The sequence below is a fragment of the Neorhizobium sp. S3-V5DH genome (assembly GCF_004343065.1).
Lineage (GTDB): Bacteria > Pseudomonadota > Alphaproteobacteria > Rhizobiales > Rhizobiaceae > Neorhizobium > Neorhizobium huautlense.
In genome coordinates this window covers 41,520-58,372 of sequence record NZ_SMCL01000001.1, presented here as the reverse complement: position 1 = coordinate 58,372, position 16,853 = coordinate 41,520, and the positions used below count along the sequence as shown (strand labels likewise).

Annotated in this window: 17 protein-coding genes and 1 pseudogene; 8 read left to right on the top strand and 10 right to left on the bottom strand. The window is 61.6% G+C overall.

Features of this window, described 5'->3' with window-relative positions:
• Complete coding sequence (locus EDE09_RS00305) at window positions 1–366, top strand: MmcQ/YjbR family DNA-binding protein (RefSeq protein WP_105370433.1); 366 nt, start codon at window positions 1–3, stop codon at window positions 364–366.
• Here EDE09_RS00305 and EDE09_RS00300 read toward each other — a convergent pair.
• The gene (locus tag EDE09_RS00300) at window positions 350–1,159 is read right to left on the bottom strand and encodes a class II glutamine amidotransferase (RefSeq protein WP_132408313.1); all 810 of its coding nucleotides are present in this window, start codon (window positions 1,157–1,159) and stop codon (window positions 350–352) included. The genes EDE09_RS00305 and EDE09_RS00300 overlap by 17 nt on opposite strands.
• 192 nt (window positions 1,160–1,351) lie before the next feature.
• On the opposite strand from EDE09_RS00300, the gene otsB reads away from it, so the two are divergent.
• The gene (otsB, locus tag EDE09_RS00295) at window positions 1,352–2,161 is read left to right on the top strand and encodes a trehalose-phosphatase (protein WP_132408311.1); all 810 of its coding nucleotides are present in this window, start codon (window positions 1,352–1,354) and stop codon (window positions 2,159–2,161) included.
• 16 nt (window positions 2,162–2,177) lie between these two features.
• Entirely contained in the window at window positions 2,178–3,554 is a 1,377-nt protein-coding gene (otsA, locus tag EDE09_RS00290; RefSeq protein WP_105370430.1) for an alpha,alpha-trehalose-phosphate synthase (UDP-forming), read from the top strand.
• 71 nt (window positions 3,555–3,625) lie between these two features.
• Here the strand turns inward: otsA and EDE09_RS00285 are convergent, their stop codons facing one another.
• Entirely contained in the window at window positions 3,626–4,333 is a 708-nt protein-coding gene (locus EDE09_RS00285; RefSeq protein WP_132408309.1) for a glutathione S-transferase family protein, read from the bottom strand.
• A gap of 105 nt (window positions 4,334–4,438) precedes the next feature.
• On the opposite strand from EDE09_RS00285, the gene EDE09_RS00280 reads away from it, so the two are divergent.
• Window positions 4,439–5,335 (top strand): LysR substrate-binding domain-containing protein, encoded by an 897-nt coding sequence (locus EDE09_RS00280; RefSeq protein WP_132408307.1) that lies wholly within the window; start codon window positions 4,439–4,441, stop codon window positions 5,333–5,335.
• 59 nt (window positions 5,336–5,394) lie between these two features.
• A complete protein-coding gene (locus EDE09_RS00275; RefSeq protein WP_132408305.1) occupies window positions 5,395–6,351 on the top strand; it encodes a threonine/serine dehydratase in 957 nt (318 codons plus the stop codon).
• Window positions 6,352–6,361: 10 nt separating this feature from the next.
• On the opposite strand, the gene EDE09_RS00270 is transcribed toward EDE09_RS00275, so the two are convergent.
• The gene (locus EDE09_RS00270) at window positions 6,362–6,889 is read right to left on the bottom strand and encodes an Lrp/AsnC family transcriptional regulator (RefSeq protein ID WP_132408303.1); all 528 of its coding nucleotides are present in this window, start codon (window positions 6,887–6,889) and stop codon (window positions 6,362–6,364) included.
• Window positions 6,890–6,971: 82 nt separating this feature from the next.
• Here EDE09_RS00270 and EDE09_RS00265 point away from each other — a divergent pair, with 82 nt between their 5' ends.
• Window positions 6,972–7,358, top strand: a complete 387-nt coding sequence (locus EDE09_RS00265) for a RidA family protein (RefSeq protein ID WP_132408301.1) — start codon at window positions 6,972–6,974, stop codon at window positions 7,356–7,358.
• 6 nt (window positions 7,359–7,364) lie between these two features.
• On the opposite strand, the gene EDE09_RS00260 is transcribed toward EDE09_RS00265, so the two are convergent.
• The gene (locus tag EDE09_RS00260; protein WP_132408299.1) at window positions 7,365–8,948 is read right to left on the bottom strand and encodes a peptide chain release factor 3; all 1,584 of its coding nucleotides are present in this window, start codon (window positions 8,946–8,948) and stop codon (window positions 7,365–7,367) included.
• A 90-nt stretch (window positions 8,949–9,038) separates the two neighbouring features.
• Between EDE09_RS00260 and dut the strand changes: the two genes are divergently transcribed.
• Window positions 9,039–9,509, top strand: coding sequence for a dUTP diphosphatase (gene dut, locus EDE09_RS00255; RefSeq protein WP_132408297.1), 471 nt, complete (start codon window positions 9,039–9,041; stop codon window positions 9,507–9,509).
• Window positions 9,510–9,639: 130 nt separating this feature from the next.
• Entirely contained in the window at window positions 9,640–10,608 is a 969-nt protein-coding gene (gene cysK / locus EDE09_RS00250; RefSeq protein ID WP_112802442.1) for a cysteine synthase A, read from the top strand.
• A gap of 19 nt (window positions 10,609–10,627) precedes the next feature.
• Here the strand turns inward: cysK and EDE09_RS00245 are convergent.
• The 6 genes and pseudogenes from EDE09_RS00245 to ugpA all read right to left on the bottom strand — a co-directional run bounded on the left by EDE09_RS00245 (window position 10,628) and on the right by ugpA (window position 16,829).
• A pseudogene (locus EDE09_RS00245) lies at window positions 10,628–12,162 on the bottom strand (YifB family Mg chelatase-like AAA ATPase).
• A gap of 185 nt (window positions 12,163–12,347) precedes the next feature.
• Entirely contained in the window at window positions 12,348–13,298 is a 951-nt protein-coding gene (gene gshB / locus EDE09_RS00240) for a glutathione synthase (RefSeq protein ID WP_112802438.1), read from the bottom strand.
• Between the two features lie 75 nt (window positions 13,299–13,373).
• The gene (locus EDE09_RS00235) at window positions 13,374–13,877 is read right to left on the bottom strand and encodes a cupin domain-containing protein (protein ID WP_132408295.1); all 504 of its coding nucleotides are present in this window, start codon (window positions 13,875–13,877) and stop codon (window positions 13,374–13,376) included.
• A 107-nt stretch (window positions 13,878–13,984) separates the two neighbouring features.
• Window positions 13,985–15,085, bottom strand: a complete 1,101-nt coding sequence (locus EDE09_RS00230; RefSeq protein ID WP_105370418.1) for a sn-glycerol-3-phosphate import ATP-binding protein UgpC — start codon at window positions 15,083–15,085, stop codon at window positions 13,985–13,987.
• A 1-nt stretch (window position 15,086) separates the two neighbouring features.
• Window positions 15,087–15,935 carry a sn-glycerol-3-phosphate ABC transporter permease UgpE gene (gene ugpE / locus EDE09_RS00225; RefSeq protein WP_132408293.1) on the bottom strand — a complete coding sequence of 283 codons (849 nt, stop codon included), beginning with the start codon at window positions 15,933–15,935 and terminating at the stop codon, window positions 15,087–15,089.
• 9 nt (window positions 15,936–15,944) lie between these two features.
• Window positions 15,945–16,829, bottom strand: coding sequence for a sn-glycerol-3-phosphate ABC transporter permease UgpA (ugpA, locus tag EDE09_RS00220; protein ID WP_132408291.1), 885 nt, complete (start codon window positions 16,827–16,829; stop codon window positions 15,945–15,947).
• Window positions 16,830–16,853: the final 24 nt, after the last annotated feature.

Sequence of the window (16,853 nt, the reverse complement as noted above, 5' to 3'; positions counted from 1 at the left end):
ATGAGCGTTTTCGAGCCTGAAGGTTTCGACGCCTTCGTCAAAAGCCTGCCGGGCACGTCCTTTGTCGACCAGTGGGGCAGCCACGTTGCCAAGGTGGGCGGCAAGGTCTTTACGCTGCTTTCGGCAGAAGACGGCAAGGCGCGCGTGGTGGCGAAATGCCCGGAAGAAAGTTTCGAAATCCTGACGGCACTCGACGGGATCCGGCAGGCTCCCTATTTCGCCAAGCGCAAATGGGTGGAGATCGGCAGATCCTCGCCGCTTTCAGATGACGAGGTAATTCACTATCTCACCCAGTCTTATCACCTCGTGGCGGCGAGCCTGACGAAGAAACTCCGACAGGAATTGGGAATTACGCCAACTTCCTGACAGCTTCTTCGTCCTCGCGGCGAGGCGCGAAGACAGACACCTTCGCGCCTTCGCCACCGACCTTCACGGCGCTGCCGTCGGGAATCTCCGCCCAAGCGTCGACGTCGTCGTTCAGTGGTTCGGAGACAAGGCAATAACCCGTCTTGCCGCCCATCGGAGCGGCATAGAGGGTCGGTGGCTTGTGATCGGTAGCATAACGCACGGCAAAAAGCTCGCGGCCGTTCGAGAAGGCCGCAGTGAAGCGCACCAGCGCGTTGCCGGATTTCTCCACCGAAAGGTCCTCAACCGTCGCGATCACCTTTTCCATCGCTCCGAACGGATCGGTATCAAGCCCCAGCTCCAGCGCGAGCAGGAACAGAAGTTCGGAATCCGTCGTGCCGGTGCGGGCATGGAAAAGCTCATCACCGAGCATCGCTTCCATCGCGCGGCGAATGCGTTCGAAACCGGAAATCTGGCCATTGTGCATAAACGACCAGTGACCGTGAACGAAAGGATGGCAGTTATCCCGCCGCGTGCCGCCGGCGGTTGCGGCCCTTACATGGGCAAGGAAGAGCGGCGAACGGATCTGCCGGGCGATGCTTCGCAGATTGCAGTCCGACCAGGCCGGCAGGATATCGCGATACCGCCCGGGCTCGGGCCGGTCGGCATACCAGGCGATGCCAAAGCCATCGCCATTGGTGGCTGTTTTCGCGCGGGTGGCGCAATGGGACTGTTCGATGAGGGAATGGGCCGGCGAGGATACGAGCTCTTCCAGATAAAGAGGTTCTCCGCGATAGGCTGCCCAACGGCACATAGATCTGCTGCTCCGACATTGCCGCCCGTTCGCGGCCCGATATTTGGAAAACTCAGAGTCCCGGCAAATGGTTAACGGGACGTCAACCAAGGGCTTTCATGCCAGATTTTCGGCGGAGCAAACATCACTTTTTGCAACGTAATGTTGCCGCGTGCGGTTGTCGGCGTGAACTTGTGGCCTAAATCAGGCACTATGTCGCATCAGCAACATCCCACCACGGCAGGACAAGTACCTGCTCTGCCCGGAGACCGGGTCCTCTCCAAACTTGCAAGCGAACCCGACGAATGGGCCTTATTCCTCGATATCGACGGCACGCTGCTCGATCTGGCCGAAACCCCCGGTGGGATCGTCGTCCCGCCGGATCTGCCGGAACACCTCCACCGGCTTTCCATGAAACTCGGCGGTGCGCTCGCGCTGGTAACGGGCCGGGCACTGCCGTATGCCGACCAGCTTTTTAGGCCCTATGCGTTTCCGATCGCGGGATTGCATGGGGCGGAGCGGCGCGATCCATCCGGCGCCATCAGCCGGATCGAACCAGACGCCTCGTTCGAGGACCTGAAAGCCGCGCTTGCCCGTGAAGCGGAGCAATGGCCCGGCGTTCTGGTGGAGGACAAGGGAGCTGCGGTCGCCGCTCACTATCGCCTGGCACCCGACCGGCAGCAGGCGCTTGAGGCGGCCATGCCTCGCTACCTGGAAATGGCCGGGCCTGATTTCACGCTTCAGCGCGGCAAGATGGTGATGGAGATCCGCCCGGCACGCGCGAGCAAGGGCCATGCCCTGCAGGCCTTTCTCGAGCAAGCCCCATTCGAGGGCCGCAAGCCGATAGCCATCGGCGACGACGTAACCGACGAAGCGATGTTCCGCATCGCCAATGAACTTGGCGGGCATTCGATCCGGATCGCCGAGGTGCTCGATGGAACCGAGGCGAAATCGATCATCCGGTCGGCCTCAGTGCTCCGAGGCATAGTCGCCACGCTTGCTGGCGATAAAACCGCTACATGAACAAAAGGAAGAAATCTTGAGTCGTCTCGTGGTCGTATCCAACCGTGTCACCGTCCCGGAAAGAGGCGGGGCCGCCCCGGCAGGCGGATTGGCTGTCGCCTTGCAGGCAGCCCTTGCCGAACGCGGAGGCATATGGATGGGGTGGTCCGGAAAGTCGAGCGGGGCGAAAGAGCCCGCAGCCCTCCATTTGCAGACGCATGGCAACATAACCTATGCGCTGACCGACCTCACAAAGACCGATGTGGAGGAATATTATCACGGCTTCGCCAACCGCGTGCTCTGGCCGATCTGCCATTACCGGCTGGATCTCGCCGAATACGGGCGCAAGGAAATGGCCGGCTATTTCCGCGTCAATCGCTTCTTCGCCCAACGGCTGGCGCCGCTCATCAAAGAAGACGATGTCATCTGGGTCCATGACTACCATCTGATCCCGCTTGCTTCCGAGCTGCGCCAGATGGGCTTCAAGAACAAGATCGGCTTTTTCCTGCATATCCCGTGGCCGCCCGCAGACGTGCTGTTTTCCATGCCGGTGCACGAGCAGATCATGCGTGGGCTGTCCGAGTACGATCTCGTCGGGTTCCAGACGGATTTCGACCTCGACAATTTCGGCGGCGGGCTGGTGCGCGAGGGCATTGGCGAGCGCCTCAGCGAAGGCAAGTTCAGCACCTATGGCCGCACCTTCAAAGGCGGCGCCTATTCGATCAGCATCGAGACGGCTGCCTTCGCGGAGTTCGCCCGCAAAGCCGCCTCCAATGCGATGGTGCGCAAGGCGCGCCAGAGCGTCGAGGGCCGGGACCTCATCATCGGCGTCGACCGGCTCGACTATTCCAAGGGCATCACCCAGCGCATCGACGCCTTCGAACAGTTCATCACCCTCAACCCGGCCTACCAGAACAAGGTGACTTATCTTCAGATCACCCCCAAGTCCCGCTCGGAAGTGCCCGAATACGAGCAGATGCAGCGCACCGTCGCCGAACAGGCCGGGCGGGTGAACGGTGCGATCGGTACCGTGGATTGGGTGCCGATCCGCTATGTCAATCGCTCCGTGGCCAGACCGGTGCTGGCAGGCCTCTACAGGCTGGCGCGGATCGGGCTTGTGACGCCGCTGCGGGACGGGATGAACCTCGTCGCCAAGGAATACGTCGCTGCCCAGGACCCGGAGAATCCAGGCGTGCTTGTGCTCTCGCGCTTTGCCGGCGCCGCCCGCGAGCTCACCGGCGCCCTACTCGTCAATCCCTATGATATCGAAGGCACAGCGCACGCGATCGCACGCGGACTGACGATGTCGCTGGAGGAGCGCAAGCAGCGCTGGGAGAAGATGATGGAGCATCTCCTGAAACACGATATCAACCGCTGGTGCGATGACTTCCTAAAGGATCTCACCGCAGCCTGACCAAGGAGTCGCGGGATATACGCCCCAGCGGCATCGGGGGATATCCAGTCGAATATCCCCCGACGTCCTTCTTAAGCTGCCTGTTTCAGCGATCCGAGCGCCTCTTCGAGGCTGACATGCCCCAGGAACTTGCCGGTGGTCCGGGCATCCTCTTCGTGTTCGATCGCCCAGGCGAAGCGCACTGCAGGATCCAGTTGGAGCCGTTCGTACAGGGCGTTCAGAGCCGGAAACTTCCGCCTGTCGACGACCTGGTGGAAATCATTCCAGCGGGCGATGCCGGCGAAATAGGCGTCCGCAAAGCTCTTTTCCTCGCCGAGCAGCCATGGGCGGCCATCGAGCAGCGTTTCCAGCTGCGCATGCGCCTTCTCCACCTTGGCAATGCCATAGGCTTGCAAGGCTTCCTTGGCTTGCGGTTCCAGTTCATGCTCGACCGTATGCCAGAGCGGGCCGAACGCATTGAAGAAGCTGGTATTGAGGAAGGCCAGCATCTGGTTCAGCCGATCGAACTTTTCCGAGTCCGGAGGAAAACCCCAGCCTTTGTGAACGGTACGGACGGCAATATGATTGAGGATTGCCATACTCTCGCTCATCACCCGACCGTCCGGCAGCATCAGCGACGGCGTCTCGCCAATCGGGTTCAGCGGCTTGTAAACGTCACTCGAGACGACGCCCGGCATGTCGATGCGGCAGAGGCGATAAGGCGCTCCCGTCCATTCAAGCGCGACGATCGAACCGAACGAACATCCTTCGGGCACCCCATAAAACAGGATCGGTGTCATGCATCACTCCTTGCGTTGATATTGGAATGAAACCAATATGAGGCATGGACGCTGAAGGAATAGATGCCAGTTTGGCGCCTTAAAGTTCACAAATCTGGAAGCTGCATGAGCAATCCACTCAACCTCAACGACCTGAACTTTTTCGTTCAAGCGGTGGAGCATGGCGGTTTTTCGGCTGCCGGACGAATGCTCGGCGTGCCAAAATCCACGGTGAGCAAGCGGGTGGCCGAATTGGAAAGCCGGCTCGGGGTACGGCTGATCCAGCGTACTTCGAGAAGCTTCACGCTTACCGACCTGGGACGGGAATTCCTCCGGCATGCGCAGGCCTCGGTTATCGAAGCGGAAATGGCCGAGGCGATCGTTCGCACCCATCTCGGCGAACCGAGCGGCATCGTGCGAATGACCGCAGCCGTGCCGACCGCCCAATTCGTGCTCGCTGAACATCTGGTCGAACTTCCGGCGCGATACCCCAAGCTGCAGCTCTCGCTGCATGTAAGCGACCGGTTCGTCGATATCGTACAGGAGGGATTCGATATCGCGGTCCGCAGCCATCAGGCGCCTCTGCCGGATTCGACACTGCTGCAGCGCAGGCTCGCCACCCATGCCTTCTTCGTCGTCGCCTCGCCCGGCTATCTCATAACTCATGGCGAGCCGAAACGGCCGGAGGACCTTACCGGACACCATGCCATCACGGCCGGCCTCGGCGACACCCGCTGGCGGCTGACGTCCAAGGAGGGAGAAGAGGTTGAGATCGCGCCGAAGCCGGTGATCGCTGCGGACGAACCCATGGTTATGATGAAGGCCGCTATTGCGGGGCTTGGCGTGGCGTGCCTGCCGACATCGGTTTGTCGGGAAATACTGACAGAGGGAAAGCTCGTCCGTCTGCTGCCCAACTGGACGGCCGGCAGCATCACCACGACGATCCTGATGCCGCATCGGCGCGGGCAGCTTCCCTCAGTGCGCGCAGTGGTCGACTTTCTTGCAGAGCGGATCAGTGACTGACCCTTTCCATCCGGCCAATTACGGGCTACCTCATCGCCTTTCATTCGAAAGAGGCCAGCATGTCGATCGAAACCCCAACCGCCTTCGAAGTCACGCCCGAACGCATTGCGCAAGCCGAGGCGCTGATCCGTCCGTTCATTCGCCACACGCCGGTGATGCGGGTCGACCTCAAAGATTTTTGCGGCACGGCGCGGCCGGTCGACCTGAAGCTTGAACTGCTTCAGCATTCGGGTTCCTTCAAGGTACGCGGTGCCTTCACCAGCCTGCTGACCCGCGATATCCCGGCAGCCGGCGTGGTGGCGGCATCCGGCGGCAATCACGGTGCGGCGGTCGCCTATGCCGCCCGCGAACGCGGCGTGCCGGCGCATATCTTCGTGCCAAGCGTCGCCTCGCAGGCGAAGATCGACCTGATCCGCTCCTATGGCGCCGAACTGGTGGTTGGTGGCGAGCGTTATGCGGATGCTCTTGCGGCAAGCGAGACCTATGCGGCGGCAAGCGGCGCGCTGCCGATCCATGCCTATGATCAGGCAGAAACGCTGACCGGCCAGGGCACGCTCGGCAAGGAGATCGAAGAGGATTTGCCGGATATGACGACGCTGCTCGTCGCAGTCGGCGGCGGTGGGCTGATCGGCGGCATCGCCTCGTGGTTCCGCGGCCGGGTGAAGATCGTCGCGGTCGAATCGGACGGCGCGCCGACACTCGACCACGCTTTCAAGGCCGGCAAGCCGGTGGATGCGCCGGCCGGCGGCATCGCTGCGGATTCGCTCGCACCGAAGCAGGTCGGCCAGATGATGTTTCCGATTGCGAAAAAATACGTTGAGCCGCCTGTGCTTGTCTCCGACGATGAGATCCTTGCGGCACAGAAGGCGCTCTGGGCGGGCGCACGGCTCGTCGCAGAGCCGGGTGGAGCGGCGGCATTGGCGGCATTGCTTTCCGGCAAATACGTGCCGGAGCAGGATGAAAAGGTCTGCGTGCTCGTTTGCGGCTCCAATACGACCGCCGTCAAGTTCGGCTAAACGCCGGCACCTATTCCGGCGGAAGAGGCACGCCCAGCCAGTCGGTCGTGACCTCCGCCTGGACCGGCCGGTCCAGATAGGTGGAAAGCGCGATATAGCTCTTCGTGCCGCGTACGCCCGGCACCGAATGGATCTGCCCAAGCAGGAATTCCAGCGCCTGCGGGCTTTCCATCCGAACCTTGAAGATCACGCTCGCGTCGCCAGCGACGGAGTGCATCTCTTCCACCTCCGGAAAGCGGGCAAGCTGCATCAAACGCTCGCTCTTGCCCCAGCCGGCCGCCTCCACATGCACGAAGGCAGTCAGCGGCTTGCCGACAGCAGTTCCATCGAGCCGGGCTACCGTATCCCGGATGGCGCCTGCCCGCTTCAATCGCTTGACCCGCTCGTGCACCGCGGGCGGCGAAAGCCCCACCTTTTCGCCGAGCGCCGCATAGCTTTGATCGGCATCGGCAGCCAGTGCGGCTAATATCTTTCGGTCAAAGGGATCGAGCGGGGGTGGCCCCCGCCGCTTCGGCCGAATGTCTTCTGTATTTTCCATCCAGCCGCCTCCTTTGCTTTTCTGGCGAATAATCTTCGGCGAAACTGCTTCAATTCCAGATAAAATTCCAGAGGAGGCCGAGATGGAAATGATCGTCTGCAATCCACAAGAGGGTGTCTATGCCGCTACGCCCGACTACGTACATGCCATGGAGGTGCGCCAGCCGGAGCGCTTGCTTTTCGTCAGCGGGACGATGGGCCTCGATGAAGCGGGCGTTGCCGGAGCAGACCTTGATATGCAGCTCAAGCTGATCTGGTCAAACCTGAAGCGGATCCTCGCCGAAGCGCATATGGGCACGGGCAATATCGTGCGGCTGACGAGCTATCTGCGCGATGCGGCTTACGTGGAGGCAAACCAGAATGCACGCCTCGCGGCACTCGGAAACCGCCGCATACCGACGACTGCCATCGTCGTCGAAACGCTGAGCGACGACTGGCTGGTGGAGATCGAGATCATCGCCGCTGCCTGACGGAGATCACGCCGCCTTGGCGACGTGATATTCCTTGATGGCCACCATCTTGATGCTCGGATAGCGCTCTGCTTCGTAGCGCAGGGAAAAGGCATCCTGCGCCAGGAAGACCGGATCGCCGTCCAGATCGCGGGCGATGTCGCCGCGCTTCACGGTGAGGAACTTTTCAAGATCGGCCGGCTGATCCGAGGAGATCCAGCGGCAGACCGAGAAGCGCGACATCTCAAAAGAGACCGGCAGACCGTATTCGGCCGATAGACGCTCCTTCAACACGTCGAGCTGCAGCGCGCCCACGACACCGACGATGGCAGGCGAACCGTCTTCCGGCGAGAAGAGCTGCACGACGCCTTCTTCCGCCATCTGCTGCAGGGCCTCCTTGAGCTTCTTCGCCTTCATGGCATCCTCCAGCCGCACGCGGCGGAGGATTTCCGGCGAGAAGTTCGGCACGCCCTGGAAGACCAGCGGCTCACCTTCGGTCAGCGTATCGCCGATACGAAGGGTGCCGTGGTTCGGGATGCCGACCACATCGCCGGCATAGGCCGTGTCTGCCAGTTGACGCTGCGAAGCAAAAAAGAATTGCGGCGCTGTCAGACCAAGCTGCTTTCCAGTCCGCGCCAGTCGCGCCTTCATGCCGCGCTCCAGCTTGCCGGAGCAGACGCGCGCAAAGGCAATGCGGTCGCGATGGTTTGGATCCATGTTCGCCTGGATCTTGAAGACGAAGGCAGTCATCCTGTCTTCGGCAGCGTGGACCTTGCGGATGTCGGCGACCTGGTCGCGCGGCGGCGGCGCAAAATCCCCCAGTGCATCGATGAGATCGCGGACGCCGAAATTACGCAAAGCCGAGCCGAAGAACACCGGGGTCAAATGGCCTTCGAGGAAGGCCTGTCGATCGAAAGGCCTGCAGGCCTCGATCGCGAGTTCCGTTTCCTCGATGAAAGCCGCCCGTTCGTTTTCCGGCAGGCGATCGGCAACCGACTGCGGGCCATTGACCTTGGTCGGCTTCACTTCCGTGTCCGATCCCCGCACCGTGTTGTCGGCGAGATGATAGGAACCGCAGAAGGTCTTGGAGCGGCCGATCGGCCAAGTGACCGGCGCCGTATCGAGCGCCAGCTTCTCCTCGACCTCGTCGAGAATCTCGAAGGGATCCCGGCTTTCGCGGTCCATCTTGTTGACGAAGGTGATGATCGGGATGTCCCGCATGCGGCAGACTTCGAAGAGCTTCAGCGTACGCGGTTCGATACCTTTTGCCGCGTCAATGACCATGACGGCCGCGTCTACCGCGGTCAGCGTGCGATAGGTGTCGTCGGCGAAATCCTCGTGGCCGGGGGTATCGAGAATGTTGAAGACATTGCCGCCATATTCGAAGGTCATCACCGAGGTGACCACCGAGATGCCGCGCTCCCGCTCGATCTTCATCCAGTCGGACCGGGTTTGGATGCGATCCTTCTTCGCCTTGACCTCGCCGGCGAGCTGAATGGCGCCGCCGAAAAGCAGCAGCTTTTCGGTCAGCGTCGTCTTGCCGGCGTCCGGGTGGGCAATGATCGCGAATGTGCGGCGGCGGGCAACCGCCTCGGCAATAGTTTCGGGCATGACATAAATCCTGTGAATTGCCGGCGTATCTAGCGATTAAAGCCCGCCATTGCAATTGACCTGCCGGCTACGGAGACAAAGTAATACCTTATGAACATGCACACCCCCTCCGCGCCCAAGCTCAGCCTCATCCGCCTGCCGCATGGCATGGACATGGACCTGCCGTCCTACGAGACTTCCGGGGCGGCCGGAATGGACGTGCGTGCGGCGGTGGCTGAAGATGCGCCACTGACAATCCCGCCGGGCAAGCGAGTACTGGTCCCGACCGGCTTCATCTTCGAAATTCCAGACGGGTTCGAAATGCAGGTGCGGCCGCGCTCCGGTCTCGCCTTCAAGCACGGCATCACCTGCCTCAACACTCCAGGCACGATCGACAGCGACTATCGCGGCGAAGTGAAGGTGCTGCTGATCAATCTCGGCGAGGAGGATTTCGTGATCACGCGCGGCATGCGGATCGCCCAACTGGTCGTGGCGCCTGTGATCCAGGCGCGGATCGGGGAGATCACCGAGGCGACCGCCACCGCGCGGGGCAGCGGCGGCTTCGGCTCGACCGGCGTTTGACCGCAACGCCATTTTCGGGTTCCGCCTTCTCGTGGAACAAAATTTCGATTTCTCGCCTCCACCGGTGTGACGTTGCTGGCATTCGACCGGCACAAGCCCTACCTTCTCCCTCAAACTCAGGGAGAGCACCATGTCAGAGACCAGAAAGCCGGGCCGCGGCAAGATCTATTCCTCGATTACCGAAACCATCGGCGATACGCCGATCGTGCGTCTCGACAAACTCGCCAAGGAGAAGGACGTCAAGGCAAATCTCCTGGCCAAGCTGGAATTCTTCAACCCGATCGCATCCGTCAAGGACCGCATCGGCGTCGCGATGATCGAGAGCCTGGAAGCCCAAGGCAAGATTGCCCCCGGCAAGACGACGCTGGTGGAGCCGACGTCCGGAAATACCGGTATTGCACTTGCCTTCGCCGCTGCCGCGAAGGGCTACAAACTGATCCTGACCATGCCGGAAACCATGTCGATCGAGCGCCGGAAGATGCTGGCACTGCTCGGCGCGGAACTGGTGCTGACCGAAGGCCCGAAAGGCATGAAGGGCGCGATCGCCAAGGCGGAAGAACTCGCCGCTTCGCTGCCTGACGCGATCATTCCGCAGCAGTTCGAAAACCCCGCCAATCCGGAAATACATCGCAAGACGACCGCCGAAGAGATCTGGAACGACACCGACGGAAAAGTGGATATCTTCGTTTCCGGCATCGGCACCGGCGGTACGATCACCGGCGCCGGCCAGGTGCTGAAAGGCCGCAACCCCAACCTCAAGGTCATCGCCGTCGAGCCCGAAGAATCTCCTGTGCTTTCCGGCGGCCAGCCCGGCCCGCACAAGATCCAGGGTATCGGCGCCGGTTTCGCGCCGAAGATCCTCGACACGAAGATCTATGACGAGATCGTCACCGTCAACGGCCCGGAGGCCATGGAAATGGCCCGCCTGGTGGCCAGACTGGAAGGCGTGCCCGTCGGCATTTCCTCCGGTGCAGCCCTCGTCGCCGCCGTCAAGGTTGGCAGTCGCGAGGAGAATGCCGGCAAGAACCTGGTGGTCATCATCCCCTCGTTTGCAGAACGTTATCTTTCGACCGCGCTTTTTGAAGGGCTCGGAGCCTAGCGTCCTCCGCCGTGCAACGTCACGCCGCCGCGGTTGCCAGCCGCTCGCCGGCCATGCGGTACGAAATGGCCTCGGCCAGGTGGATGCGGCCGACCGTATCCTTGTCGTCGAGATCGGCGAGCGTGCGGGCGACCTTCAGCACCCGGTGATAACCGCGGGCGGAGAATTTCAATTTCTCCGCCGCATCCCGCAGCAATTGCAGGCCGCTCGCATCCGGCTCAGCGAATTTTTCGATCAACGACGTGGAACACCGGGCATTGGTGAGGATAGCCGGATAGCCGGCATGCTCCAGACGCTCCCGCTGCCTTTCACGCGCCGCGGCGACGCGCCTGGCGACGTCAGCGCTCTTTTCCGCCGGCATGGGACGGATAAGATCGGCCGCAGAAACCGCCGGGACATCGATGCGGATATCGATACGATCCATCAGCGGCCCGGAAATGCGAGCCTGGTAGTCGGCAGCGCAACGCGGACCTCTGGCGCAAGTGTGTCCCGGTTCGCCGGCCATTCCGCAACGGCAGGGGTTCATGGCCGCGACAAGCTGAATGCTGGCCGGGTAGGAGACCCGGTGATTGGCGCGGGCGATGATGCATTCGCCGGTTTCGAGCGGTTGGCGTAGCGCATCGAGCGACTGCGGCGAGAATTCCGGAAATTCGTCCAGGAAGAGTACGCCATGATGGGCAAGCGAGGCCTCGCCCGGCCTGGCGCGCAAGCCCCCACCGACCAGAGCCGCCATGGTGGCGGAATGGTGCGGCGTGCGATACGGGCGGCGATCCGAAAGCTTGCCGCCGGAAAGCTGGCCGGCGATCGAATGGATCATCGATACTTCCAGAAGCTCGACCGCCGAAAGCGGCGGCAGTATCGATGGCAGCCGGGCGGCAAGCATGGACTTTCCCGATCCGGGCGGGCCGACCATCAGGAGGTTGTGGCCTCCGGCGGCGGCCACTTCCAGCGCGCGCTTGGCGCTTTCCTGCCCCTTGATGTCCACCAGATCCGGCAGGTTGGCCGGTAGCGCGCGGATTGCCGGCTGCGGCCGCGAGATCACCTGCGTGCCTCGGAAATGGTTGGCGAGCGCAATCAGGCTGCGGGGGCCAGGATATCGATATCGGGGCCGGCCCATGCGGCCTCCGCGCCACTATCGGCCGGGCAGATCAGGCCCTTGCCGATCGCATTGGCGCCGATAGCGGCCGGAAGAGCCCCGGCAACGGGTGCCAGAGTGCCGTCGAGATTGAGTTCTCCGAGAACCACATAGTCGGTCAGCGCATCGCCAGGGATAGCCCCGAGAGCCGCCATCAGCCCGAGCGCGATCGGCAGATCGTAATGCGAGCCCTCCTTGGGCAGATCGGCCGGCGCAAGATTGACCGTCACCTTCTTCGGCGGCATCGCAAGCCCCGAGGCGTGGAGCGCAGCCTGCACCCGCTGCCGACTTTCGGCCACAGCCTTATCCGGCAGGCCGACGATATGCATGTTCATCTTGCCCGGGCCGACCATGACCTGCACGTCGACCGGAACGCCCTCTATGCCCTGAAATGCAACCGTGCTGACGCGCGAAACCATGTGACCCTGCCCCCAAAACATCATGTCCGGAGCGTCAGCGATACACGCATTCCGCGCCAGCGATTGCAACCTGACACAGGATCAATAGAAATACAAGAACATTAAGGGAACAAATTCGCGCTTGCGATGCAACTCGGTTGTATCGGGTTGCATCGCTGGAACAAAAGCGAACGCGAGAAGGGGACTCAGCCCCGCTTTGCTTCGATGGCGTTCCACAGCAGACTTGCGACATCGGCGCCGCCGAACTTCTTGACTTCACGGATTCCCGTCGGGGACGTGACGTTGATCTCGGTCATATAGTCGCCGATCACATCAATACCGACGAAGAGGAAGCCGCGTTCGCGCAATGCCGGCCCGATCCGAGCGCAGATCTCCCTTTCGCGCGCCGTTATCTCGGTCGGCTCTGCACGCCCGCCGACATGCATGTTGGAGCGGCTGTCATGTTCGGCCGGCACCCGGTTGATGGCCCCAACGGGTTCGCCATCCACCAGCAGGATCCGCTTGTCGCCCTTGCGCACGGCGGGCAGATAAGCCTGGGCGATATAGGGCTCGCCGCGATACATCTGGCCGAACATTTCGAGAAGCGAGGTAAAGTTGCGATCGTCGCGCGCCGAATGGAAGACGCCCGCACCACCATTGCCGTAGAGCGGTTTGAGGATGATATCGCCCATCTCCTCCCGGAAGCGGGCGATCTCCATCGGATCGCGCGAAATGAGGGTCGCCGGCATAAGATCGGCAAATTCGGTCACGAAGATCTTTTCCGGCGAGTTGCGCACCCAGGCCGGATCGTTCACCACCAGGGTCTTCGGATGGATGCGCTCGAGCAGGTGAGTCGACGTGATATAGCCCATGTCGAAGGGCGGGTCCTGACGCAGATGAACGACGTCCATGGTCGAAAGGTCGACACGTTGCTTTTCCCCAAGCGTGAAGTGATCGCCCTTCACGTCCCGGACCTGCAGCGGCTCGACGGTCGCAAAGATCCTGCCGTCCCGCTGCGTCAACCGGTCGGGCGTATAGTGGAAAAGCTCCAGGCCTCGCGCCTGTGCTTCCAGCGCCATGGCGAATGTCGAATCGCCGGCTATGTTGACGCCGGAGATATGGTCCATCTGGAATGCGACGGTGCGGATTTTTGCCATGACTTCAGCCCCTCAAAAAATGCCCGCCTGATGTAGGACGGCGGGCGCTCGAAGGCAACGGCAATCAAACCGATATCAAGCCGCCAGGCCGACCTGGGCCTTGGGGCGCAGCATGTTGCGGAGACGATAGAGCATCGCGAGCGGCGCCGGGAACGGTTTGCGCAGAAAAGCGACTTTGCGGACATAGTTATCGATTTGCCAGGTGGCCCAGGTGCCGCCCTTGAAATAGGCCACATCGCCACTGCGCAGGGTGCGCTCGGTGCCGTCTTCGGCGGTTACATGCACTTCGCCTTCCAGGATCACGACCGTCTCGTCCCAGCCGAAGAACCAGCGGAAGGTGCCGGCCGTGCAGTCCCATACGCCCGTCGCGGCACATTGATCGTCGGCCTTTGAATGAGAGGCGGCACGGGCCTGCGGATTGCCGGAGATAATCCAGGAGGGCTCGATCGGCAGCGGAGCCATTTCGAGAGAATCCGGACAGGCGCCGACAAATGCTTTAACAGGCGCCTGCTCCGGCGCGTAGGACTTGTGCCGAACGGCCATGGCCGCCACACTCACAGCAAGAACTTGCCAGCTCATATTGCCCCCTATAGTTCCCAGACCGGGAAACAATAGCGGCAAAGCGTAACCTGGCTGTTCAGGCCGACACTACAATTTTAGCGGTCGGCCCGATTTCAGGACGGCGGTCAGGCGACCGGCTCGACAGGAGCAAGTTTCGCCTCCGCCGGCACATTGCCGGGCAACCGCTTGCCGGTGTCGACGGCGAAGAAATGCAGGCGGCTCGCGTCGATGGCGATCTGCATCTCGGGCGCAAGTTCGAGTTCAGGCGATACGGCCGCCGTGATCTGCTGATCGCCCACCGTGCCGTGGATAAGGCGCTGGGCGCCCAGTTCCTCCGCATATTCCAGACGGAAGGGCAGAGCCTCCTCATCCGCACGTGCAATCCGGATATCCTCGGCGCGGACGCCCACGGTGACGGTGCCGGATGCGGGCGCAAAACCGTTGAGTCCGATCACCGACGGGCCGATCGCCAGCTTGTCGCCGTGCAGTTCCCCCTTGACGAGATTCATGGCCGGCGAGCCGATGAAGCTCGCGACGAAGGTGGATGCCGGCGCGTGATAGACCTCCAGAGGAGCTCCGATCTGTTCGATCCTGCCGCCGTTCAGCACGACGAGGCGGTCGGCGAGCGTCATTGCCTCCAGCTGATCGTGGGTGACGTAGATCGACGTCGTGCCGAGCCGTCGCTGCAGGCGCTTGATCTCGCCGCGCATCGAAACGCGCAGCTTCGCATCGAGGTTCGACAGCGGTTCATCGAACAGGAAGGCGGCCGGCTTGCGCACGATCGCACGCCCCATTGCGACGCGCTGGCGCTGGCCGCCGGAAAGAGCGCGCGGCTTGCGGTCGAGATACTGGGTGATCTCCAGCATCCGCGCCGCCTCCGTCACGCGGGCATCGATCTCCGCCTTGGGCGTGCCGCGGTTTTTCAGGCCGTAGGCGAGGTTGTTGTAGACCGTCATATGCGGATAGAGCGCATAGTTCTGGAAGACCATCGCGATATCGCGATCGGCCGGCTCCACGTTGTTGACGACGCGGTCGGCGATCTTCACCTCACCGCCCGAGATCGTCTCCAGCCCCGCGACCATGCGTAAAAGTGTCGACTTGCCGCAGCCGGACGGACCGACCAGCACGATGAACTCTCCGTCGGCGATGTCGATCGACACCGAATTCACGGCTTTTACGCCGCCGGCATAAACCTTCGAAACCTCGGCGATGTGGATGCCGGCCATTTCATTTCTCCGTTTCAGTAAGGCCGCGGATGAACAACCGCTGCATAAAGACCACGACCAGGATGGGGGGAAGCATTGCAAGTACCGAACCTGCCATGACGAGGTGCCACTCGATGACGCCGTCCTGAACGGTGACCATGCGCTTCATGCCCATCATCAGCGTGTAGTAGCCGGGATCCGTGGTCACCAGGAGCGGCCAGAGATACTGCACCCAGCCATAGATAAAGAGGATGACGCATAAGGCGCCGATATTGGTGCGCGAGAGCGGCAGCAGAATGTCCCTGAAAAACTTCAGCGGGCCGGCTCCGTCCACACGCGCCGCTTCCAGAAGCTCGTCCGGCACCGTCATGAAGAACTGGCGGAACAGGAAAGTCGCCGTGGCCGATGCGATCAGGGGAATGGTCAGCCCGGCCCAGGAGTTCAGCATGCCGAGATCGGCGACGATCTTGTAGGTCGGCATGATGCGCACCTCGACCGGCAGCATCAGCGTGACGAAGATGATCCAGAAGGCCAGAAGCCTGAAAGGGAAGCGGAAGTAGACGATCGCGAAGGCAGAAAGGATAGAGATGCAAATCTTCCCAACCGTGATTGCCAGCGCCATGACCAGCGAATTCAATGCCATATGCGAGTAGTTGGGCAAGCCGTGGGCAGCAGAGGCGCTGGTCAGGATGGTCGAGTAGTTTTCGATGAAATGCGAGCCCGGCAAGAGCGGAACAGGACCGCTCATCAGTGTCGAAATATCATGGGTCGACGCCATGATCGCGACATAGACCGGCAGAGCGACAATCAAGAATCCCAGGATCAGGAAAGCGTGGGTGAGGAAGGTCAGGAAGGGGCGGTTTTCAACCATGATCGTTCCTCAATACTGGACGCGGCGTTCGACGAAGCGGAACTGGACGAAGGTCAGCAGCATCACGATCAGCATCAAAAGCACCGATTGCGCCGAAGAGGAGCCGAGGTTCAAGCCGACGTAACCATCCTGATAGACCTTGTAGACGAGCGTGGTCGTCGCCTGAGCAGGTCCGCCGCCCGTCGTGGCGTCCACGATCGGGAAGGTATCGAACATCGTGTAGTTCACGTTGATGATGAACAGGAAAAACGTCGTCGGCGACAGAAGCGGCAGCGAAATCGTGAAGAAGCGCTTGACCGGCCCGGAACCGTCGATCGCCGCGGCCTCCATCAGCGCCTGCGGCACTGACTGCAGGCCGGCGAGGAAGAAAAGAAAATTGTAGGAGATCTGCTTCCAGGCCGCGGCGATGATGATCAGGATCATGGCATGGGTGCCGTTGAGATCGTGATCCCAGAGAATGCCGAACCGCTCCAGAAAGAAAGGCAGAAGGCCGGTGGACGTATTGAACAGGAACCACCAGAGGACACCGGCGACCACCGGGGCGACGGCGTAGGGCCAGACCAAGAGCGTTGTGTAGATCTTCGAGGTCCGCGCCAGACGGTCGACCGCGGCCGCAAATGCAAGACCCAGCACCATCGAAAGCAACGTAACCGACACGGCGAATACCGCGGTGCGCCAGAGAGAATCCAGATAGTTCGGATCAGCGAGCAGCTGCTGATAATGCGCCAGCCCTACAAAGACGGTCGAGAACCCGAATGGGTCCTCCCGCTCGAAGGAGGATTTCACTGCCTGCGCAGCAGGCCAAATGAAGAAGATGAGCGTGATAGCGAGCTGGGGCGCAAGCAGCAGATAAGGCAGCAGGCGGTTGTTGAAGGTTGTTCTCTTGGTATCCACCGATCCCTCACCACAAAATAGGAA

What these genes read in the sequence shown, in the direction of transcription:
- EDE09_RS00235 (WP_132408295.1), bottom strand. Translation starts at nt 13,877, where the DNA reads ATGAGCTGGCAAGTTCTTGCTGTGAGTGTGGCGGCCATGGCCGTTCGG.
- EDE09_RS00280 (WP_132408307.1), top strand. Translation starts at nt 4,439, where the DNA reads ATGAGCAATCCACTCAACCTCAACGACCTGAACTTTTTCGTTCAAGCG.
- EDE09_RS00270 (WP_132408303.1), bottom strand. Translation starts at nt 6,889, where the DNA reads ATGGAAAATACAGAAGACATTCGGCCGAAGCGGCGGGGGCCACCCCCG.
- ugpE (WP_132408293.1), bottom strand. Translation starts at nt 15,935, where the DNA reads ATGGTTGAAAACCGCCCCTTCCTGACCTTCCTCACCCACGCTTTCCTG.
- EDE09_RS00305 (WP_105370433.1), top strand. Translation starts at nt 1, where the DNA reads ATGAGCGTTTTCGAGCCTGAAGGTTTCGACGCCTTCGTCAAAAGCCTG.
- EDE09_RS00260 (WP_132408299.1), bottom strand. Translation starts at nt 8,948, where the DNA reads ATGCCCGAAACTATTGCCGAGGCGGTTGCCCGCCGCCGCACATTCGCG.
- dut (WP_132408297.1), top strand. Translation starts at nt 9,039, where the DNA reads ATGAACATGCACACCCCCTCCGCGCCCAAGCTCAGCCTCATCCGCCTG.
- otsB (WP_132408311.1), top strand. Translation starts at nt 1,352, where the DNA reads ATGTCGCATCAGCAACATCCCACCACGGCAGGACAAGTACCTGCTCTG.
- cysK (WP_112802442.1), top strand. Translation starts at nt 9,640, where the DNA reads ATGTCAGAGACCAGAAAGCCGGGCCGCGGCAAGATCTATTCCTCGATT.
- EDE09_RS00265 (WP_132408301.1), top strand. Translation starts at nt 6,972, where the DNA reads ATGGAAATGATCGTCTGCAATCCACAAGAGGGTGTCTATGCCGCTACG.
- gshB (WP_112802438.1), bottom strand. Translation starts at nt 13,298, where the DNA reads ATGGCAAAAATCCGCACCGTCGCATTCCAGATGGACCATATCTCCGGC.
- EDE09_RS00300 (WP_132408313.1), bottom strand. Translation starts at nt 1,159, where the DNA reads ATGTGCCGTTGGGCAGCCTATCGCGGAGAACCTCTTTATCTGGAAGAG.
- EDE09_RS00275 (WP_132408305.1), top strand. Translation starts at nt 5,395, where the DNA reads ATGTCGATCGAAACCCCAACCGCCTTCGAAGTCACGCCCGAACGCATT.
- EDE09_RS00230 (WP_105370418.1), bottom strand. Translation starts at nt 15,085, where the DNA reads ATGGCCGGCATCCACATCGCCGAGGTTTCGAAGGTTTATGCCGGCGGC.
- EDE09_RS00285 (WP_132408309.1), bottom strand. Translation starts at nt 4,333, where the DNA reads ATGACACCGATCCTGTTTTATGGGGTGCCCGAAGGATGTTCGTTCGGT.